The 19,104-nt window shown below is 65.8% G+C and carries 19 protein-coding genes and 1 pseudogene; 7 read left to right on the top strand and 13 right to left on the bottom strand.

The window, feature by feature from the left end; all coding sequences use genetic code 11:
• Window positions 1-41 precede the first annotated feature (41 nt).
• Window positions 42-785: a DNA polymerase sliding clamp gene (locus tag LAQ73_RS06665; protein ID WP_224270454.1), complete on the bottom strand. Its 744-nt coding sequence runs from the start codon at window positions 783-785 to the stop codon at window positions 42-44.
• A 200-nt stretch (window positions 786-985) separates the two neighbouring features.
• Here LAQ73_RS06665 and LAQ73_RS06660 point away from each other — a divergent pair, with 200 nt between their 5' ends.
• Both LAQ73_RS06660 and LAQ73_RS06655 read left to right on the top strand, forming a co-directional pair.
• On the top strand, window positions 986-1,486 hold the full coding sequence (locus LAQ73_RS06660; RefSeq protein ID WP_224270453.1) for a hypothetical protein: 501 nt from the start codon (window positions 986-988) through the stop codon (window positions 1,484-1,486).
• A 66-nt stretch (window positions 1,487-1,552) separates the two neighbouring features.
• Window positions 1,553-2,326: an RlmE family RNA methyltransferase gene (locus LAQ73_RS06655; protein WP_224270452.1), complete on the top strand. Its 774-nt coding sequence runs from the start codon at window positions 1,553-1,555 to the stop codon at window positions 2,324-2,326.
• A gap of 49 nt (window positions 2,327-2,375) precedes the next feature.
• Here the strand turns inward: LAQ73_RS06655 and LAQ73_RS06650 are convergent, their stop codons facing one another.
• From LAQ73_RS06650 to LAQ73_RS06635, 4 genes are all read right to left on the bottom strand, one after another.
• Complete coding sequence (locus LAQ73_RS06650; protein ID WP_224270451.1) at window positions 2,376-2,558, bottom strand: hypothetical protein; 183 nt, start codon at window positions 2,556-2,558, stop codon at window positions 2,376-2,378.
• Between the two features lie 154 nt (window positions 2,559-2,712).
• Entirely contained in the window at window positions 2,713-3,417 is a 705-nt protein-coding gene (locus LAQ73_RS06645) for a queuosine precursor transporter (RefSeq protein WP_224270450.1), read from the bottom strand.
• A complete protein-coding gene (locus tag LAQ73_RS06640) occupies window positions 3,410-3,625 on the bottom strand; it encodes a ribbon-helix-helix domain-containing protein (RefSeq protein WP_224270449.1) in 216 nt (71 codons plus the stop codon). The genes LAQ73_RS06645 and LAQ73_RS06640 overlap by 8 nt, the downstream gene beginning before the upstream one ends.
• Before the next feature lie 153 nt (window positions 3,626-3,778).
• The gene (locus tag LAQ73_RS06635) at window positions 3,779-5,968 is read right to left on the bottom strand and encodes a twin-arginine translocase subunit TatC (protein ID WP_224270448.1); all 2,190 of its coding nucleotides are present in this window, start codon (window positions 5,966-5,968) and stop codon (window positions 3,779-3,781) included.
• 257 nt (window positions 5,969-6,225) lie between these two features.
• Between LAQ73_RS06635 and tatC the strand changes: the two are divergent.
• Window positions 6,226-6,951, top strand: a pseudogene (gene tatC / locus LAQ73_RS06630) (twin-arginine translocase subunit TatC); the annotation flags it as partial.
• Window positions 6,952-6,993: 42 nt separating this feature from the next.
• Here the strand turns inward: tatC and LAQ73_RS06625 are convergent.
• The gene (locus LAQ73_RS06625) at window positions 6,994-7,428 is read right to left on the bottom strand and encodes an SRPBCC domain-containing protein (RefSeq protein WP_224270447.1); all 435 of its coding nucleotides are present in this window, start codon (window positions 7,426-7,428) and stop codon (window positions 6,994-6,996) included.
• Window positions 7,429-7,621: 193 nt separating this feature from the next.
• Window positions 7,622-8,515, bottom strand: coding sequence for an ATP-dependent sacrificial sulfur transferase LarE (larE, locus tag LAQ73_RS06620; RefSeq protein WP_224270446.1), 894 nt, complete (start codon window positions 8,513-8,515; stop codon window positions 7,622-7,624).
• Between the two features lie 130 nt (window positions 8,516-8,645).
• Between larE and LAQ73_RS06615 the strand changes: the two genes are divergently transcribed.
• The 4 genes from LAQ73_RS06615 to LAQ73_RS06600 all read left to right on the top strand — a co-directional run bounded on the left by LAQ73_RS06615 (window position 8,646) and on the right by LAQ73_RS06600 (window position 12,765).
• Entirely contained in the window at window positions 8,646-8,963 is a 318-nt protein-coding gene (locus LAQ73_RS06615; protein ID WP_224270445.1) for a hypothetical protein, read from the top strand.
• Window positions 8,964-9,028: 65 nt separating this feature from the next.
• On the top strand, window positions 9,029-9,397 hold the full coding sequence (locus tag LAQ73_RS06610) for a hypothetical protein (protein WP_224270444.1): 369 nt from the start codon (window positions 9,029-9,031) through the stop codon (window positions 9,395-9,397).
• Window positions 9,398-9,490: 93 nt separating this feature from the next.
• The gene (locus LAQ73_RS06605; RefSeq protein ID WP_224270443.1) at window positions 9,491-11,509 is read left to right on the top strand and encodes a MutS-related protein; all 2,019 of its coding nucleotides are present in this window, start codon (window positions 9,491-9,493) and stop codon (window positions 11,507-11,509) included.
• Window positions 11,510-11,637: 128 nt separating this feature from the next.
• Window positions 11,638-12,765 carry an ORC1-type DNA replication protein gene (locus LAQ73_RS06600; protein ID WP_224270442.1) on the top strand — a complete coding sequence of 376 codons (1,128 nt, stop codon included), beginning with the start codon at window positions 11,638-11,640 and terminating at the stop codon, window positions 12,763-12,765.
• 18 nt (window positions 12,766-12,783) lie between these two features.
• Here the strand turns inward: LAQ73_RS06600 and LAQ73_RS06595 are convergent, their stop codons facing one another.
• The 6 genes from LAQ73_RS06595 to LAQ73_RS06570 all read right to left on the bottom strand — a co-directional run bounded on the left by LAQ73_RS06595 (window position 12,784) and on the right by LAQ73_RS06570 (window position 19,103).
• Window positions 12,784-13,353, bottom strand: coding sequence for a DUF2238 domain-containing protein (locus LAQ73_RS06595; RefSeq protein WP_224270441.1), 570 nt, complete (start codon window positions 13,351-13,353; stop codon window positions 12,784-12,786).
• A 59-nt stretch (window positions 13,354-13,412) separates the two neighbouring features.
• A complete protein-coding gene (locus tag LAQ73_RS06590; protein ID WP_224270440.1) occupies window positions 13,413-13,988 on the bottom strand; it encodes a hypothetical protein in 576 nt (191 codons plus the stop codon).
• Between the two features lie 44 nt (window positions 13,989-14,032).
• Window positions 14,033-14,806, bottom strand: coding sequence for an SDR family oxidoreductase (locus tag LAQ73_RS06585; protein ID WP_224270439.1), 774 nt, complete (start codon window positions 14,804-14,806; stop codon window positions 14,033-14,035).
• Between the two features lie 204 nt (window positions 14,807-15,010).
• A complete protein-coding gene (locus LAQ73_RS06580) occupies window positions 15,011-16,534 on the bottom strand; it encodes an HAD-IIA family hydrolase (protein ID WP_224270438.1) in 1,524 nt (507 codons plus the stop codon).
• A 105-nt stretch (window positions 16,535-16,639) separates the two neighbouring features.
• On the bottom strand, window positions 16,640-17,533 hold the full coding sequence (locus LAQ73_RS06575) for a glycerophosphodiester phosphodiesterase (protein WP_224270437.1): 894 nt from the start codon (window positions 17,531-17,533) through the stop codon (window positions 16,640-16,642).
• A gap of 217 nt (window positions 17,534-17,750) precedes the next feature.
• Complete coding sequence (locus LAQ73_RS06570; RefSeq protein ID WP_224270436.1) at window positions 17,751-19,103, bottom strand: CDP-glycerol glycerophosphotransferase family protein; 1,353 nt, start codon at window positions 19,101-19,103, stop codon at window positions 17,751-17,753.
• Window position 19,104: the final 1 nt, after the last annotated feature.

Genomic DNA, 19,104 nt, shown 5'->3' with positions numbered 1-19,104 from the left:
AAATCGGAGACGGAGAGAGAACGAGACGAAGTCGGAGCGACTCAGTCGCTCTGGATACGCGGAGCCAGCATGTACGTCACGTGGCCCATGCCCTCGCCGAACTCGTAGTGAAGTTTGACGGGGAACTCCTCGCCGAGTTCGACGGTGACCTCGGTGTCGGAGGGAATCGCCTTGTTCATGTCCTTGAGGTAGTCGAGGCTGAACAGCGAGTCGGCGGGACCGGCGACGAGGTCGATGAGGTCGTCGCGGCCGAGTTCGAGGTCGACGTCGTCGGTGTCGCCCTCGGCTTCGATGTGGAACGTCTCGTCGTCCTCGTCGACGCGGAGGCCGATGTGGTCCGACACCATGTCGGCGGCCTTGATACCGCGGTCGAGATGGGTGCCTTCGACGACGATGGTCGCCGGGAGGTCGAGATCCGGGATGTCCGGTTCCTGCCGGATGGAGTCGGGGTCGATGAGCGCGAGCGTGTAGGAGAGGCCCTCGATCTGGATGTGAAGCTTTCGCGTCTCCTCGTCGAGTTCGAGGTGGACGAGGTCGCCGGTGTTCGCCATCCCGGCGATGTCCTCCAGTCGGGAGAGGTTGACGCCGATGACGCCGCCGTCTGCTTCGTAGGACTCGAACGCCGCGGCGTCGAGCGAGAGGTCGACCATCCCCACGTTCGCGGGGTCGACGGCCCGAATTGCGAGTTCGTCCTCTTCGAGTCGTATCTTACACTCGTCGACCAGCACGCTCACGGAATCGAGCGCGTCCCGGAGCGTCGACGCGCTCACGATGGCCTGGAACATATGTGGCGACCTACGAGAGGGGTATTAAAAATACCCGCGGTTTAGTGCGTGCGCGTGCGCGCATGAGCCCCGTGAGTCGGGTGGTTTCACCGTTCGCGCGGCTCTCTGAAACGCCGCTTGCGTCCGCCGAAGCCTCCGAGCCGTGCCTGCATACGCAAGCAGTCGAACTGTCAGTCCCTCTGTTGTACGTTCGTTGAGCCATGACAGAACTCGAAACGTCGCGGGAGTTGTCGCGTGCGGAAGTCGCCGCGTATCTCCGTGAGTTCGCGGACGAACTCGACCGTCAAAGCGACGGCACCACCCAGCACGGAGACGAAGCACACCCAACGGAGACTCCCAATCGGACGACCGGAGGCTCGACCGATTCGCAGACGACGGGGACGACCGACGCGACTCGCACGTCGCGCAACTCGCCGGACACCGCGACGACGACGGAGGACAACACCGTCGACACCGCGGAGGCGACGTCCAGCGACGCGGCCGACGGCAACCGAAGCCACGCGGACACTGACTACCGGAAGGTGACGTTCCTCGTCGGTAACGACAGCGCCACCATCAACCCGCCGGAGACCGTCTCCTTCGACGTGGCCGTCGACTCCGACTCGTCGCTGATGGAGGCCGGCACCCGCGAGCGCGTCGATTTCTCTATCTCGTGGGACGCCGACAGCGTCCCCGAGGACGACGAACTGCGTATCGAGTAGTCGGCGGGCCGACTCGCTCGCCCCCGAACGAAGGCGTTTTTCGGCTTCGCGCGCAATCTCCGGCAAATGGCGCGCAAAGACGAATACTACAACCGGGCCAAGCAGGAGGGCTACCGCGCCCGCTCGGCCTACAAACTCCAGCAGCTCGACGAGACCGCGAACCTCCTCCACCGAGGGGCGTCGGTCGTCGACCTGGGGGCCGCCCCCGGCGGGTGGCTGCAAGTCGCCGCCGAGGAAGTCGGCCCCGAAGGCACCGTCGTCGGCGTCGACCTCCAGCGCATCAAGTCGTTAGAGGCCGACAACGTCGAGACGATTCGCGGCGACATGACCGAGAACGAGACGAAGGAGAAGTTGCTACAAATCGTCGGCGAGGACGGCGCGGACGTCGTCATTTCCGACATGGCACCGAACATGACCGGCGAGTACTCGCTGGACCACGCCCGCTCGGTGTACCTCGCCCGGCAGGCGTTCGAGGTGGCGATGGACGTGCTCGACGCCGGCGGCGACTTCGCCGTGAAGGTGTTCGACGGCCAGGACCTCCAAGACCTGAAAGACGACATCGAACCCGAGTTCCAGTACGTCCGCGAGGTCCGGCCGAAAGCCTCCCGAAAACAGTCCTCCGAACTCTACCTCGTCGCCAAGGGTCGAATCACCGCGCCCGTCGCCGTCGGCGACGAACTCAACCTCGAAATCACCGACACCGGAAACGAAGGCGACGGCATCGGCAGAGTCGACGGGTTCACCCTGTTCGTCGCCGACGCCGAGGAGGGCGAAACGGCCCGCGTCCGCGTCACCGACATCAAACCGAAGTTCGGCTTCGCCGAGCGCGTCGACGTGTAATCGGTCGGGCGCGCCGCCACGCCGCCACACCATCACGCTGCCGTTCTCTTCATCCCCACACGAAGTCGAGCGCCAACTCGGTCCGACACCGCTCGTCGGGTCTGACGCGTCCGTGACAGCGGCCGACGGCGACGATATCGCCGAACGAGAGGTACTGTTCGCAGTTCGGACAGCGGATGCCACCTTCCATCCAGTCGCTCTCGGTGAGACGCGTGCGACGTGTGGACTTCATGATTCTTGTTAGCTACTGTCGAGGATAAGTACCAATGTCGCGCTCCGAGATTGTCTCGGTCAGCAGCGCGTCGCCTCCCGGACGGGTACGCCGACCACGTCCGCTTACGCGCCGGCGTGCTCCGCTTACGCGTCGGCACACGCGGACACGCCCGCTACGCCGAAACCCGCTCTCGGTCGTCCGCCGACCGGCGGAGCAGGCCGACGACGGCGTAGACGAACGGCGTGTCCGCGACGGCGATGAGCAGTTTCAAGATGTACTGGCCGACGACGAGCGAAATCACGACCGGAACCGGCGTCGCCTGTCCGATACCGAGTACCGTCGGCGCGACGAGGAAGCCGACGGTGACGAACAACACCGTATCGAGCGCCTGACTCGTCGCCGTCGACGCGACGTTGCGGAGCCACAGATGGCTCCCGTCGGTCGCCTCGCGGATGCGGTGGAAGACGAGCACGTCCCAGTTCTGGCTGACGAGGTAGGCGACGAGGCTGCCGAGGACGATGTTCGCGCTCGGAGCGAGCACGGCCGCGAACTGGCCGCCGAACCCGGGGTCGAGCGCGGGCGCGGCGATGGTTCCGGCCACGAGCGCGAGCACGACGAGGTTCATCCCGAAGCCGACGTTCACCATCCGCTGGGCCGCCTTTCGTCCGTATAGCTCCGAGTAGCAGTCGGAGGCGAAGAACGTCAGCGCGTACGCCAGCGCCGCGCCGGGGAGCGCGAGGCTATCGCCGACGACGGGCAGCGACAGCGGCAGGTCGAACGCCAGCAGTTTCGCCGCGGTCAGTTGCGCGGTGACCAGCGCCGTGACGAACAACCCGACGAGCGCGACTTCGCCCGTCGTCAGGCGCGATTCACGCACTGTCGTCCTCGCTATCGTTCTTTCCGCCGACGTCGTCGTCGTCGTCCAATCGCCCGTGCCGGTCGTCTATCTCGTCAAGGAGGTCCAGCGTCTTGCGAATCGACGCCCGGATGGCGTCGCTTCGGTTGACGAACTTCTTGTCGTCGCCGACGTGTTCGTCGAGGTCCGCGAGCAACTCGTCGGGGACTTCGACGCTTATCTTAGCCATATCCGCCATATCGAAGGCGAGCACTTACGTGTTACACTCTCGGTCCGCCGTTCGGTGGCAAAATCGGCCGGCTGGGACGTGTTCTGTCATCGTCTTTCCGGAGGGTCACCCGCCGACTCCGAGCGTCGCGGCCGACGCGGACGGCCGCTCGATTCAGGCGTCGCTCGTTCCGGGGGCGGGCGCGAGGTCGCGCCGCCCGCCGAGCGTCAGCACGAACAACACCGCGAGGCCGACGCCGTAGGCGACCATCAGCGGAACCGTCACCATGAACATCGTGATGATGTCTGCCGGGGTGAAAAGCGCCGCGACGGTGAGAATCCCCACAGTGACTTCCCGCCAGCGCCCGCGCATCCGGCGGTACGAGAGGCCGATGGTGTTGAGAAGCACCATCAGAACGGGGATGTCGGCGAGGATGCCGATGCCGGCGGTGGTGAAGAAGATGAGCCAGAAGAAATCCGTGATCTGGTAGCTGATGACGACGTTCGCCGCCAGCGCGTCGGCGGCCAGATACGAGATGACCGTCGGGGCGACGTAGATGTAGCCGAGGTAGAGTCCGCCGAGGAGACCTGCCAGCAGGACGCCGGCCCACCCGAAGATGACGCTCCGGTGGCCGCGGACGAAGTTCCGCTCGCGGAGCGCGGGCCACGCGAAAAAGGCCAGAAGCGGGAGCGTCGCGATGACCGCGACGAGCGTCGAGAACTTCACCTCGAAGATGAGCGCCTCGACGGGGTGCAGCGTGATGACGTTCACCTCTTCGATGTCGAAGACTGCGGGCATCTGTGAGAGGAATCCCTTGTAGATTGCACCGATACCGCCGCTATAGAGCCACGCGAACGTCCCGGCGAGGACGAGCATGAACCAGCCGATGAGGATGAACGACCGCGAGCGGAGGCTGTCGACGATGAACGCGAGGTCCTTGTAGTAGCCGCCGATGTCGTCCTCGTCGCGCTCGCCGTCGGTGAGCCCCTCCAACAGCGTCCCGCTGGCTCTGGAGGCTCTGTCGCCCACGTCGTCTTCGACGACGCCGACGCCCGTCTCCCCCTCGGGTTCCTCTTCGCGGCTCTCCTCGGCCTCGTCGAACCGGTCGAGGATGGCTTGGGCTTTGGCGTTGTCCCCGTCGTCGATGGCGGCGCTGGCGTAGCCCATCGCCTCCTCCTCGGTGAGGCCGGCGAACGCCTCCGGTGGGGCCGCGCGGACGCCCGCCGCGTCGAGTCCGGTGAGGTCGATAGCCGCCGGGTCGCCCGTCTGCCCGCCGACCTGCGGGCCGGCGGTCGCTTCGATGTCGCGGTAGAGCCCGTAGAAGAGGCCGAGCAGCAGGCCGACGACGCCCGCGACGGCCGAGTAGACGAGAATCGTCGTCTCCGCTCCGTACGGGAGTTGGTCGGCGACCGGCACCACCCGATAGCTGCTGCCGAGCCACGCGAGACCACGGTTCACCTGTTCGACGCCGCCGTAGCTGTAGAACGCGTTGATCGCCCCGCCGAACAGCACGATGAAGCCGAGGATGACGTTCCACTGCGTGCGGACGGTCCGCCCGAGGTCTATCTGTTGGCTGCCCCGTTTGGCGGTGACGACCACCTTTGCGAGATAGAGGCTCACGCCGTAGAGCACCAAAAGCGGCACCGCCCACATAATCTGCGTGAACGGGTCCGGCGGCGAAAAGAACGCGCCGAAGACGAAGATGAGGACGACGGCGTGTCGCCACTTGTCGCGGAACGTCTCGTACTGGACGATACCGCTGTAGGAGAGCCCCGTGATGGCGAGCGGCATCTGGGCGGCGAACCCGAACGAGAGCGTGAGCAGGAAGATGAACTGCGCCCACTTCACGATGGAGTACCGCGGCGAGAAGCCGACGGAGATGGCGTTGCTCGCCAGGAACTTGAACATCAGCGGGAAGAACAGCGAGTAGCCGTACACCAGCCCCGCGAAGAACAGCGCCGCCGCCATGAGACCGATGACGACGATCTTCCACGGTTTGACCGGCGACTGCGGCCACATATCGCGCTCTTTGAGCGCGTCGCGAGAGAAGTAGATGAATATCGGAAGGGCGACGATGATGCCGGCGACGATGCTTATCTTCCCCTGGAGGAGGATAACGTCGAACGGCGTCTGCGCGATAAAGCGGACGTCCTCGGCCGTCGCCGCGTTCATCTGCGCCTGAGTGACGTTCTTCAGAAACTCCCAGACCCACAGTTGGAGCGCGTAGAACGTCCCGAGAAACCCGATAAGAAAGACGATAAAGACCTTCTGGAGGTCTTTTTGGGCCGAACGCAACATCGCGCCGGCCGTTTCCCGCCCCGCGTCGAGCGTCTGGCGGGTATCCTCGTCGAGCGCGCTGGACATAGGTGTAGGAAACCGTCTCGCGGTTATCAATCTTTTCTCACCGGTGCGCTGACGCGCAGATGAAAAAGGCCTATAACGGCACCGCGCCGTAGTGGAGATGAATGGGCGAGGAAGCGAACTCGACGCCCGGCTTCTCCGAGGTGTCCACGGATTCGACTGTCGAGTCGGTAGAGACGGCTGACGCCGACGTTTCGACATCGAAACCCGACGACGCCGTCGCTTCCGAACCGGACAAAGCGGTCGACGACGGCCTGTTCGGCGACGGTCCCGCCTCGGACCAAGAGATGCCGCTCACAGAGCACATCGAGGAGATGATGCGCCGCCTCGCCGTCGTCTTCCTCTTCGGCGGTCTCGCCACGCTCGCGGCCTATCCGGTCGCCGCCGATCTCATCAACTACCTGTGGGCGTCGTACATCCCCGACCCGGTGACCAACCGACCGCACGTCTACGGGCCGCTGGAACTCATTCTCACCGAACTGAAGGTGGCCGGCCTCGCCGGCGTTATCGTCGGCTTACCCGTCTTCGTCTACGAAACGTACCGATTCATGCACCCCGGGCTCTATCCCCGCGAGCGCCGCTACTATCTCGCCGCCATCCCCACGAGCCTCGTCCTCGCAGTCGTCGGTGCGGCGTTCTCGCACTTTCTCGTCCTCCCGTTCGTCTTCGACTACTTCACCGTCTACACGACGAGAGCCGTCGAAGTCGCCTTCGCGCTGAAGGACACGTTCAACCTCATCGTCCTTCTGACCGCGTACATGTCGGTGGTGTTCCAGATTCCGCTGTTCATCATGCTCGCGGTGATGATGAACCTCGTCACGCGACTCTGGATGGAGGACAAGCGGCTCCTGTTCTGGGGCGCGTTCGCCGGCATCTCCTTCATCGCGACGCCGGACCCGACGGGGATGGCTCCCATCATCGTCGCCGTCACGATGATCATCCTCTTCGAGGGGACGCTGGCGCTCCTTCGGTGGACCGGCAACTGACGTTTCGACCTCGACTGCGACTCCGCGTCCGCCGCCTCCGTCCTACGTCGACTTCGACTGCGACTCCGCGCGCTGCTTGAGCGCGTCGTTCATCCCGCGCAGTGCGTCGTCGAGCGCGTCGCGTTTCGGGAGCATCGCGGTGGCCGCGCCTCGGACGTTGGCAGTCTGTTCGAGACGCGTCCGCCCCGCCGAGAGCGGCTTCAATCTGAACTCGTGATCGACGGCGTACGCGCCGGGAATCGGCGAACGCGCCCGCCAGTGGATGCGCCGATTGGGTTTCACCGCCGTCACCTTCGCGGGGAACCGCATCGGCGAGACGCCCTTCGGGTCGAGTCTCACCGACAGCTTCGAGCCCTGTTTGGGTCGTCCCTCGACGCTGAGTGCAGGGTTCCACGCGTCGTACTCGTCGAAGTCGGTGAGCACGCGCCACACGGTCTTCGGCGATGCGTCGATTTCGGTCGACTCGGTTCGTTTCATTCGACACCTCTACTCGGTTTGCGCGGTTCAATCCCCCGACCGTCAAAAAGAGCGTCTGTAGCGGAGATGCGACCGTCTCCCGATGGTGAGTACGCTGCGGGCGACCTCGTCACTCCGGCGTCCCGACGTGCAGGGGGCGAGGGCGTGTCTCCGGAGAGGCCCCTGAAGAAGCGCGAAAGAGCGCGCCGCCGACTCAGTCGTCTTCACCGACCGGATACTCCCGGGCGAACACGTCGGCGACGAGTGGGTCGTCGTCCCCCTCTTGGCCGGCCTCGTACGCCGCGTTCGCCGGACTGACGCTTCCGGTGGCGTAGCCGTGGAGGTCGAGCGTCACGTGGTCGAAGCCGACCTCGGAGAGATGCTCGCGCGCCGCGCGAACGAAGTCGCCGTCGAGCGCCCGCTCGAACTCCTCTTCGGCGACCTCGATGCGCGCGAGGCCGTCGTGGTCGCGGACGCGGAACTGCGAGAACCCCCACGTTCGCAGCAGTCGCTCCGCCTTCTCGACGCGGGTCAGCCGCTCCTCGGTCACTTCGAGGCCGGTCGGAATCCGCGAGGAGAGGCAGGCCATCGACGGTTTGTCCGCGACTGAGAGGCCGTAGCGGTCGGCGATCTCTCTGACTTCCGCCTTCGTCACGTCGTGGGCCAGAAGCGGCGAGAACACCTCCAACTCCTTCACCGCGCGGAGGCCGGGCCGGTGTCCTTCGCCGGGGTCGGAGGCGTTCGTGCCGTCGCAGACGGTGCCGATGCCGAGGTCGCGGGCCGTCTCGTACATCTTGCCGAGGCGCATCGTCCGGCAGTGGTAACACCGTTCGCCGTCGTTGGCGACGAAGTCGGGGTTGTCGAGTTCGGAGAACTCTACGAGCTCGTGCCGGATGCCGATCTCCTCGGCGACGCGCCTCGCGTCGTCGAGCTCTTCGGCCGGGAGCGTCTCGCTTTTGGCGGTACAGGCGACCGCGTCGTCACCGAGAGCGTCGTACGCGAGCGCAGCGACGACGCTCGAATCGACGCCGCCGGAGAACGCGACGACGACGCCCTCGCGGTCGGCGAGGGCGTCGACGACGGCGTCGACTTTCGCATCGAGGTCCATGACCGCCGTTGGCCGCGCCGCGTCAAAAGCCCGTTGTCCACGGCACGGCCTCCGCCCCGGCGTCCGGGTGCGAGCGTTCGGCCCCAACAAACACTTTGCTGGCGACCCTACTCGACGTGAGGTGGCCGAGATGAGAAAGACACCCGGAACGGCGGACACGACGAACAACCTCGGCGGGTTCCCGAACGAGCACGACGGCGCGAACTACGTCGGGACGACCGCTCGCGGCGTGCCCGTCTACTACGACGACGCGTCCAACGAGCGACTCACGGCCGAGATGCAGGAGGGAGCCGACGCACCGAGTTGGACCGATCGCCAGCGACTCGGCGACGACGAGGGCCTGAGCGACGTCCTCGACGATTTCGAGTGGGACGAGCTCACCGACTACGCGAAGGCGCACCTCCCCGGCATGAGCGCCGACGACGAGTCGGCGTCCGGCGAGAACTAGCCGTCCTGGTCGGTCGAAACCCGACCCCATCCACGGCTTTTCAGGCCCAACGCTGACAGTAGCCGGTGTCGACGTTCTACGCGGAGACGATGACCGACTACGAGCTCCACGAACCCGAGTTCTCGGGGACGACGGAGGGAGAGTGGGACGCGCCGCAGGAACAGGACTTCGAGACGGACGAGCTCTCGGAGATCGCCGACCACTTTCTGCTCTCGGCATCGGGCTTTCCGCCCGAAACGTTCACCGACCTCAAACTCCCGGTCGTCGACCCCGACGGCGATCTGAACAAACGCGCGCTGCAGACCGCAAAGAGCGGCGGCCACGGCGTCGGCGCTATCGACGACATCGACGAGGAGACGAAGGCTAACACCGAAAACCTCATCGACGAACTGGCGAACGACAACTTCGAGGACGCAGCCTTCGACGACGAGTGAGCCTCGGAGTCCGCCTTCGTCGCTCGCCGCCGCCTGCTTTCGTCGCGTCGCTCCGCGAACGTTTTTATCACCCGGCGCGGTAATCGCGGGCGAATGGAGTTCGAGGCCATCCCGGGAGTCGGCGAGAAGACCGCCGCCTCGCTCGCCGAACTCGACGACGCCGAGTCGGCGCTCAGAGACGGCGACGTGGCGACGCTCTCGCGTGCGCCGGGTATCACCGAAGGACGCGCCGCCGCCATCGCTCGCGCGGCGATTCGAGCCGAACACGGCGACGACGGCGACTTCCTGGCGACCGACCGCGCCCGCGAACTCTACCGCGACGTCCTCGGGTTGCTACAGGAGCGCGCGGTCACCGAATACGCCGAGAAGCGCCTGGAGACGCTGTTCCCGACCGCCTCCGAGTCCAGAATCGAGGAGGTCAGGACGTTCGTCGAATCGGCGCTCGAACGCACGCCCGATCCGGCGGTCCTCGACGCCCTCGCCGACGTGGAGGCGCTCCGCGCGCCGTCGAATCTCCGCGTCCGCGAGCGCTGTCTCGCAACGGTCGACGCCGAGCGATACGCCGAGGCGAAGGCGACGTTTCCGGAACTCTCGGTCGAAATTGTCGAGGACGCCCACGACCTCGCGGAACTCGCGCGGTCGTACTCGACGGTCGTCGCCCTCGACGAGGCGTTCGCGGGCGTCGACGTCGACGGCGACGTGCGCGTCCGCCCCGACGCCGCAGACCAGCCCGAGGAGATCGTCCCCGAGCGCCTGCTCGCTTTCTTCGCGGAAAACCGCGAGCGTCTGCTCGCGGCCGTGTCGGTTCACGAGACCGCCGGCCTCGACCCGGCCTGTTCGCCCGAGAACCTCCGCGACGCGCTGACGCGCGTCGACGAGAACGGCGAACTCGTCGGCGACGCGGAACTCGACCGCCTCACCGCCGCCGTCGACGATCTCGACGCGGCCGTCTCGACCGCCGAGTCGGCGGCCAACGACCACCTCAGAACCGCCATCAGCGAGCAGGACGTGACCATCCAGGGCCAGGACTTCCTCTCGCTCGTCGAACAGGGTGCGCGCGTCGATAGCTTGCTCTCGCGCGAACTCGCCGACGAGTACGATACCGCCGTCGAGACGGCCCGCGAACACCTCGCAGACGCGCTCTTGCTGGAGGAGGGCGAGTACGACCTCGCCGAACGCGTCTTCGGCGGCGACCCGACCTTCCCGGTCGGCCACAACGAGGAGGCCGTCTCCAGACTCCGGACGGAGTTGAAAGCCGGCCGTGATCGCCGCGCGGCGACGCTGAAAGCCGACCTCGCGGCCGACTTGGCGGCGCTCCGAGACCCCGTCGAGACGCTCGTCGCCGATGCGCTGGAACTCGACGTCGAACTCGCCGTCTCCCGGTTCGCCCGCGACTTCGACTGCGCGCTTCCCGCGTTTTCCGGCTCGGGATTCGAGTTCGAGGCGGGCCGCTCGCCCCTCCTGGACGTGTCGTTCGAGGAGGTCGACCCCGTCGACTACGGCGTCTCCGGCGTGACGCTCCTGTCGGGCGTCAACAGCGGCGGGAAGACGTCGACGCTCGATCTGGTCGCCGTCGTCGTTATCCTCGGACAGATGGGGCTGCCCGTCCCGGCCGAACGCGCCCGCCTCGAACGCGTCTCCGAACTCCACTACTACGCAAAAAGTCAGGGGACGCTCGACGCCGGGGCGTTCGAGAGCACGCTCCGCGACTTCGCGGCGCTCACAACCGGCGCGTCGGGCCGTCTCGTCCTCGTCGACGAACTGGAGAGCATCACCGAACCCGGCGCGAGCGCCCGCATCATCGCCGGGATTCTGGAAGCGCTCCACGAACAGGGAACGACCGGCGTGTTCGTCTCCCACCTCGCCGACGAGATACGCGAGACCACCGACTTCGACGTCGCCGTCGACGGTATCGAGGCCGTCGGCCTCGTCGACGGGGAACTTCGGGTGAACCGCTCACCCGTCAAGGGCCACCTCGCGCGCTCGACGCCGGAACTCATCGTCGAGAAACTGGCCGGCGAGGCGCGAGACGACGCCGAACGAGCGAACGGCCGCGGCGACGAGGCGATGTCGCGTCGCGGGTTCTACGCGCGACTGCTGGAGAAGTTCTGAACGCTCGTCCGAACATTCAAATTCGTTTAAGTGTATGTTTAGGCTCTCTCAATCGCTGTGACGGCTTCTTTCACTTTCACTCCGGAGTTGGCAAACGGTTAAGTAGCCGCCGAAGCGTGGTGAAAGTGATGGCTGACGACCCCGACGGGGGGATGCTCTCGTGGGACGAGACGGTGTTCAGAGACGAACACGTCTTCGAGATCGACTACGTTCCAGAGACGTTCCGCCACCGCGAGAGCCAACTGCAGAGCCTGCAGTACGCGCTTCGTCCGGCCGTTCGCGGCGCACGCCCGCTCAACACGATGGTTCGCGGTCCGCCGGGGACCGGGAAGACGACCGCCGTTCAGAAGCTGTTCGGCGAACTCAGCGGGCAGACGGACGTGCGCACGGTTCGGGTCAACTGTCAGGTCGACTCGACGCGCTACGCCGTCTTCTCGCGCCTGTTCGAGAGCATCTTCGAGTACGAACCGCCGTCGTCGGGTATCTCGTTCAAGAAGCTGTTCGGCCAGATCACCGACCGGTTGGTCGAGGAGGACGACGTGCTCGTCGTGACGCTCGACGACGTGAACTACCTGTTCTACGAGAACGAGGCCTCGGACACGCTGTACTCGCTGCTTCGGGCCCACGAGGCGCACAGCGGCGCGCGCATCGGCGTCATCATCATCTCCTCGGACCTCTCTTTGGACATCATGGACGAACTCGACACCCGCGTCCAGAGCGTCTTCCGACCCGAGGAGGTGTACTTTCCCGTCTACGACACCGACGAGATCGTCGATATCCTCCGCGAACGCGCCCGAATCGGCTTCCACGACGGCGTCATCGGCGCGCCCGAACTCGACCGCGTCGCCGAACTCACCGCCGAGAGCGGCGACCTCCGCGTCGGCATCGATCTACTCCGCCGGGCGGGACTGAACGCCGAGATGCGCGCCTCGCGGACGGTGACGCTCGAAGACGTCGAACACGCTTACGACAAGTCGAAGTACGTCCACCTCTCGCGCAGCCTCCGCGGGCTGTCGGACTCCGAACGCGCGCTCGTCGGGGTGCTCGCCGACCACAACGGCGAGCAGGCGGGCGAAGTGTTCGAGGCGTTCCACGCCGACACGGGACTGGGCTACACGCGCTACTCCGAGATCATCAACAAACTCGACCAACTCGGCGTCATCAAAGCCGACTACGCCAACGTCGAGGGCCGCGGCCGCTCGCGGACGCTGACGCTCTCGTACGACCCCGACGCGGTGTTGGACCGTCTCGACTGACCTCCCGCATTTCGGTTCTCACTCGTCCATCTCGCGGGCCAGCGCCCCCGGAAAGCGCGTTCTGACGCCGCGGACGAGCACCGCGAGGACGAACGCTCCGATTCCGTTCGAGGCGAAATCCAGCGCGATATCGCGAACGCCGTGAATCGCCAGGTACGCCTGCCCGCCGAACACCCGCGCGGCCACCTCCGTCGAGAACTCCAGTATCTCCCAGACGACGCCGAACGCGAGCACGAAGACGAACATGTAGACGTAGACGAACTCGTCGGGGAACTCCACGTCGTCGGAGTGCAGTTCCAGCGCCCGCGTGACGGCGTAGCCGCATCCGGCGACGACGCTGCCGGAGAGCACGTGCGTCAGTTGGTCGTACCAGCCGAAGACATCGTACAGACCGACCATCCCGAGCGTGTGGAGAAACACCGCCGTCGTCACCCACAGCGTCAACCCCGCGTTCATCGGCAGGCCGTAGTCGCGCCGTAGCACCGCCGGCAGGAATGTGACGAGCAGCGGGAGCGTTCCGTTGACGACGAGTCCGAACTGTCCGCTGACGACGCCGTAGGCGGCGATACCCGCCAGGGCCAGCTGCATCAGCCGGACCGCGCCATGCTGATAAACGGCTGGAACGCCCAGACGCTCCGTGAGTACCGTCATCGGCGTTCACCCCCACCGAGGCGACGCTCGACGCCCTCGTCGACGGCCTCGTGAAAGCCGTACTCGAACACGACGCCGACGACCACCCCGACGGCCGTCGCGCCAACGAGTTCCCACATCACGGGGTCGACGCCGCCGAGGTACGACGTTCCGAAGTAGGCGTCCGAGACCCAGCGTAGAACCGTCCAGACGGCACCGACGGCCATCGTCGTCGTGGCGACGAACGCCGCCGAGAACCGCGGCGACATCTCGACTTCGGTGAACGCCTCCAGGTCGACGATGAGGATGAGTGTCACGGCGACGACCCAGAGATACGTCGAGACGACGCCGAACGGCGTGAACCGCTGTCCGACTGCCGCGACGACCGCCAGTCCGACGACGCTCCACGGAAGCGTTGCGCGTCGCTCCCGAGTGAGGAGCGCCGGAGCCGCGGCCAACAGCGCCGAGAGGAACGCGAACGTCGTCGTCGCGTCCGCACCGCTTCTGAGCCCCACGACGCTCACCGCGACCAGAGCGGCGACCAGCAGCCACGAGACGGCGACCTCCACTTCGCTCCTCGTTCGACCGAGCATGGTGGCACGTTCGGTCGCCACCCGTGTAATTTCCCCGCCGATTCTCACTGCGTGTTCGACAGGCCGCCGTCGACGACGATGGACTCGGCAGTGACGTAGTCCGAGAGGTCGCTGGCGAGGTACAGCGCCACGTCTGCGACGTCCTCCGGCTGACCGGAACGTCCGGCCGGAATCTGTTTCATGAACTGCTCTTCGCTCTCGGAGCCGATTATCGGCACGTCCTCGGTCGTCATCTTCGTCTCGATGAGGCCCGGATGGATAGCGTTGACGCGGATGCCGTCGCCGCCGAGCGCACTCGCCGTCGCGTACGTCAGCATCCGGACTGCGCCCTTCGTCCCGCAGTAGGTGACGTAGTCGCCGGAGCCCTCCAGTCCGGCGACGCTGGAGAGATTGATGATGCTGCCGCCGCCGTTCTCGCGCATCCGCGCCGCGGCCGCCTGCGTGCCGAAGAAGACGCCTTTGACGTTCACGTCGAACATCTGGTCGAACTGGTCTTCGGTGACGTCGGCGAACGCCTCGCTGCGGAAGATGCCCGCGTTGTTCACCATCACGTCCACACCGCCGAACTCCTCGGCGGCCTCGACGGCGTTCTTCAGGTCGTCGGTGTTCGACACGTCGCACTCGACGAACGTCGCCTCGGCGTCGGTCTCCTCCTGTACCTTCTCGTGCGTCGGCGTCCCGCCCTCTCGCGGTTCCTCGCGAATGTCGGCGACGACGATGTCTGCACCCTCGTGGGCGAACGCCATCGCCGTCGCTCGGCCGTTCCCGCTCGATGCACCGGTGATGACCGCCGCCTTGTCGGCTAGCATGTCTTCCATCGCGGGAGAATTTGCAACGGTGCTGTCAATAAGCCATTTCTCGACCTGACCGGAGAGTCAGCGACTGTGATGTGTTCTCACGGTGGCAGCGACGCGACGCTTCAGAACTCCTCGGCGCGCGGCCGTCGGTACCAAGCGTACGGACTCGACGCTCAAAGCGTCGGAGGTAGGCGGAAGCGTTGGCGGGCAGTGGAGTCGAGCGCCTCAGATGTACTCCGAGAGCGTCGCTATCGACGGCGCGACCAGCGACGGGACGATGTCGCTGGCCTCGACATCGGCGCGGTTGGCGTCGCCGGTGAGCACGCAGACGGACTCGCAGCCGATTCGGTCGGCCATCTGAAGCTCGGTTTTGAGTCGGTCGCCGACGACAACCACCTCGTCGGGTTCGTAGCCGTACTCCTCCATCGTGGGCAGAAGCATCTCCGGGTTGGGTTTGCCGAAGACGTGCGCCGGGGGGCGGCCGACGGCCGTCTCGACGAGCGCGCCGATAGAGCCGCAGTCGGGAATCGGCCCCTCGTTGGTCGGACAGACCGCGTCGGGGTGCGCGAGCAGGAACTCGGCCCCGTCGTGGATGGCCAGCGTCGCGCGGCGAACTTTCTCGTAGGTGAGTTCGGTGTCGAAGCCGACGACGACGTGCGTCGGCTCGTCGGATTCGACGGCGAAACCGCGCTCGCGGAGCGCGTCGCGCATCGCCTCGGTGCCGACGACGTACGTCTCTTCGGTGCCGATCGATTCGAGGTAGGCGATGACGCCGTCCGTCGAGAGGATGACCGACTCGGGTGTCGCCGAGATACCCAGTGTCCGGAGTTTCTCGGCGTAACCGGGTTTCCACCGCGAGGAGTTGTTCGAGAGGAAGAACACGTCGACGCCCGCCTCCCGGAGCTCGGAGACGACCTCCGCCGCGCCGGCGATGAGGTCGTCGCCGAGGTAGACGGTGCCGTCGAGGTCGAAGAACGCCGCCCGCTTCTCGCCGAGCGGACTCAGCGACGCGAACTGCCGGTCGGCCTCCGCGAGGTCCTCGAGGTTGTCGATTTCGACCCAGCCCGCGCCGGCGATGTCGACGGGGTCGACGTCGAAGCGGCCGCTTTTGAGCAGTCGGTCGATGGCGAGTTCGGTCCACCCGCCGTACTCGCCGTGTTGTTCGACGCTCCGTTCGATCTCGTCGAACAGCGCCGCCGAGAACGTCCCCGAGAATCGATACACGTCGATGGAGACGGCGTGCGCTTCCGAACTCGTGTACTCTTTCGAGATGCTAGAGATGCAGTCGCGGTCGTCGGCGGTCACTTTCATCGCCTCCTCGGAGAACAGCGAGGTGTCGCAGGCGATGGCGCTGTCGACGTCGACGTCGGCCAGCTTCGTTATCACCTCGGGGTCGAACACCACGTCGCCGTTGCTTAGGAAGAACGGTTCGCCGTCGAGAAGCGGCTCGACGAGCGACAGCGAGTACATGTTGTCCGTGTTGGCGTACACCTCGTTTTCGACGACCGTGACGGAGAACCCCTCGTAATCGGCGGCGACGCGTTCGGCCAACGCCCGCGTCTTCTCGGCCAGATAGCCGGCGACGACGACCGTTTCGTCGAGACCCGCCTCGGCGTACGCCCGGAGTTGGTACGCCAGAATCGGCGTGCCGTCGACGGTGACGCTACACTTCGGCTTGCGGAGCGTTATCGGCCGAAGTCGAGACCCGATGCCCGCGGCGAGAATGACTGCAGTGTTCGGATATGTCATTCCCGATGTGTACCACGCGAGGGACAATAAGTGAGGATTAACGTGTAACTGAATTAAAATTCTAAGAGAAAATCAAGTGAATATGACGTACGTCTACTTTAACACTTACTGCGGTGGCGCGTCCGGGGACTGCAGTGGCGGTTCCGCCGCCGTCGAGTCGGGTGTGACACCCCCACTCGCACCGTACTGTAGCAGGTTCGGGTAGTCGGCGATGATGCCGTCGACGCCAGCCCGCCGGAGCTGGTCGGCCTGGTACCAACTCTCGACGGTCCAGGCGTTTACGCGCCGTCCTTCCTCGTGGGCGAGTTCGACCAGGTCGATGGGGTCGAACGGCCCGGCGTGGTAGTCGGCGTTGAACAGCTCGGTTCCGTACACCATGTTCCACGGGACGTGCAGCACCTCGCAGTCGTGGCGTCTGGCGGTCCGAAAGCCCGCCTCGATGTCGTCCCAGAACACCGTCGCGATGGGGACCGAGCCGTCCAGCTCGCGGACGGCGGCGAGCGCCCCCTCGTGGAACGACGACACCAGCACCTCGTGGGAGGAGACGGCCAACTCCGAGAGCGTACGTTCGACGAACGGTTCCCACACCGCGCGTCGTTCGACGAGCTCGTCGGCGTCGAGAGACCCGTACCGGACGTCGTCGACGCCGGGGTTCTTGAACTCGACGTTGATACCGACGGACTCGGGGATCATATCGAGTATTTCGGCGAGCAGCGGCACCGACTCGCCGGTGCCGAGCACGTCGAGTTTCCGAAGCGTCTCGTACGGCGTCTCCCACACTTTCTGGTCGGCCAGCGTCGCCGGCGCGTTCGTCAGTCGACCGAGGTCGGTGTCGTGGAAGACGACGACTTCGCCCGTCGCCGTCGGCATCACGTCGAGTTCGACGACGTCGGCCTGCGGCGTTATCGTCGTCCCGTCGGCACCGACGGCACGTCCGAACGCCGCCCGCGTGTTCTCAGGGTAGACGCCCGCAAACCCGCGGTGGGCGATGAGCGACACATCCGCTTTCGTCCCAGTCGTCGTTTTCGGCCCTACTAGCTGTGCCATGCGTTCGTGTTTACAGTGTGTACCGTCACGTACATCAAACTATCTCCGTTAGTGTACATATCCCTCATAGCTGACTATATCTCTCCGGAGTTCAACACCCGTCACGGCCCATCGTGGCGGTTCACACCCGAGGTCACCCCCACACTGTTCTTTACTTTTCGGTTGACTGTCAACCACGTCGTTCGCTCACCGCCTCGTACACGGCGTCGGCGTAGCCGCCGCCGTCGTGGTCGAAAAACCGGTCTCGAACGGCGCGACGCTCGGCCGCGTAGTCGTCGCCGCCGTCGAGTGGCCCCTCGAGCGCGTCGAGCAGGTCGTCGAACTCCCGTGCGGTCGGCCCGGTCACCAACGCCTCGTAGTCGTAGTAGAAGCCTCGTTCGGCCCGATACGCCTCGAGGTCGTACGCGTAGCGAATCACCGGTCTGTCGAGAAGCAGGTAGTCGAACAGCACCGACGAGTAGTCCGTGATCAGGCCGTCCGTCGCCGGCAGCAGCGGGTAGACGTCGACCCCCGCGGGGAGTTCGAGCAGGTGGTCGAACGCCGAGATGTCGGCGTCCAGCCGCTCCTTCGGGTGGAGTTTGACGACGAGATAGGCGTCGTGCGCCGCGAACAGTCGGTCGAGCGCGGCGAAGTCGACGTGCTCGGACGCCTGCGCCGACGGGTTCTCGCGGAACGTCGGCATGTAGAGCCACACCCGGTGGTCCTCCGCGAGACGCTGTACCCGCTGCAGTTCCGTCTCGTCGGTGCAGAGCGTCGCCCCGGGCACCGACTCGAAGAACACGTCGGTCCGCGGATAGCCCGTCACGACGAGTCGGTCGTCCGGGAGGCCGAACCCCGTTCGGAACGACTCGCGCGCGCCCGACCCGGTGAGCGAGACGAGGTCGTACTGGTCGTAGAGGTAGCGCGAGAGCGCTCGCACCGGTCGGGGGCGCTCGGCCAGTTCGGCGTCCCACGAGATGTGTTTCAGCGGCACGCCGTGCCACAGCATCACGAGCGTCGCCCCGCCGACGGCGAATCGGTTCACGTCCTTGAGGTTGTGCGTCAGAAAGACCGCTCCCGCCCGGAGCTGTACCCAGACGCCGCGCGGCGAGAAGGCGTGGTACGCCTCGTAGCCGTGGCGTTGGAGTTCGCGGACGATAGCCCGGTTCTTCGTCACCCAGACGGGCCGAACGTCGGGTTTGTCGTCGGCGACCGAGAGGTAGAGATACTTGCTGTTCTCGCAGAAGTCGGTGCCGCCGCGCGCGCCGAACACCCATAGCGAGTCGTCGCGACCGACCCGTCGGGTGACCGCGCCGACGACGGCGACGGCGACGGCCTCGAAGAACAACGAGACGTAGTAGAGCCACCGTTGCTGACGAGTTCGCCCCTCCATTCCGTTTCCGTCGCGCGTCTCGTCTGCCTCGTCGGACTCGTCCGCCCCGACAGTCTCTGCCTCGTCCGCTTCGCCTGTCTCCGCCTTGTCCGTCTCTGACTCGTCGCGTCCGCCCGTGACCTCCCCGTGTGGCAACTCCTCGTCTCGCATC

Origin of the sequence: Haloprofundus salinisoli, from assembly GCF_020097815.1 — an archaeon.
GTDB classification, from domain to species: Archaea; Halobacteriota; Halobacteria; order Halobacteriales; family Haloferacaceae; genus Haloprofundus; species Haloprofundus salinisoli.
Note: the sequence above shows the minus strand (reverse complement) of the source record. Positions and strands in the feature narration are given on the sequence as shown.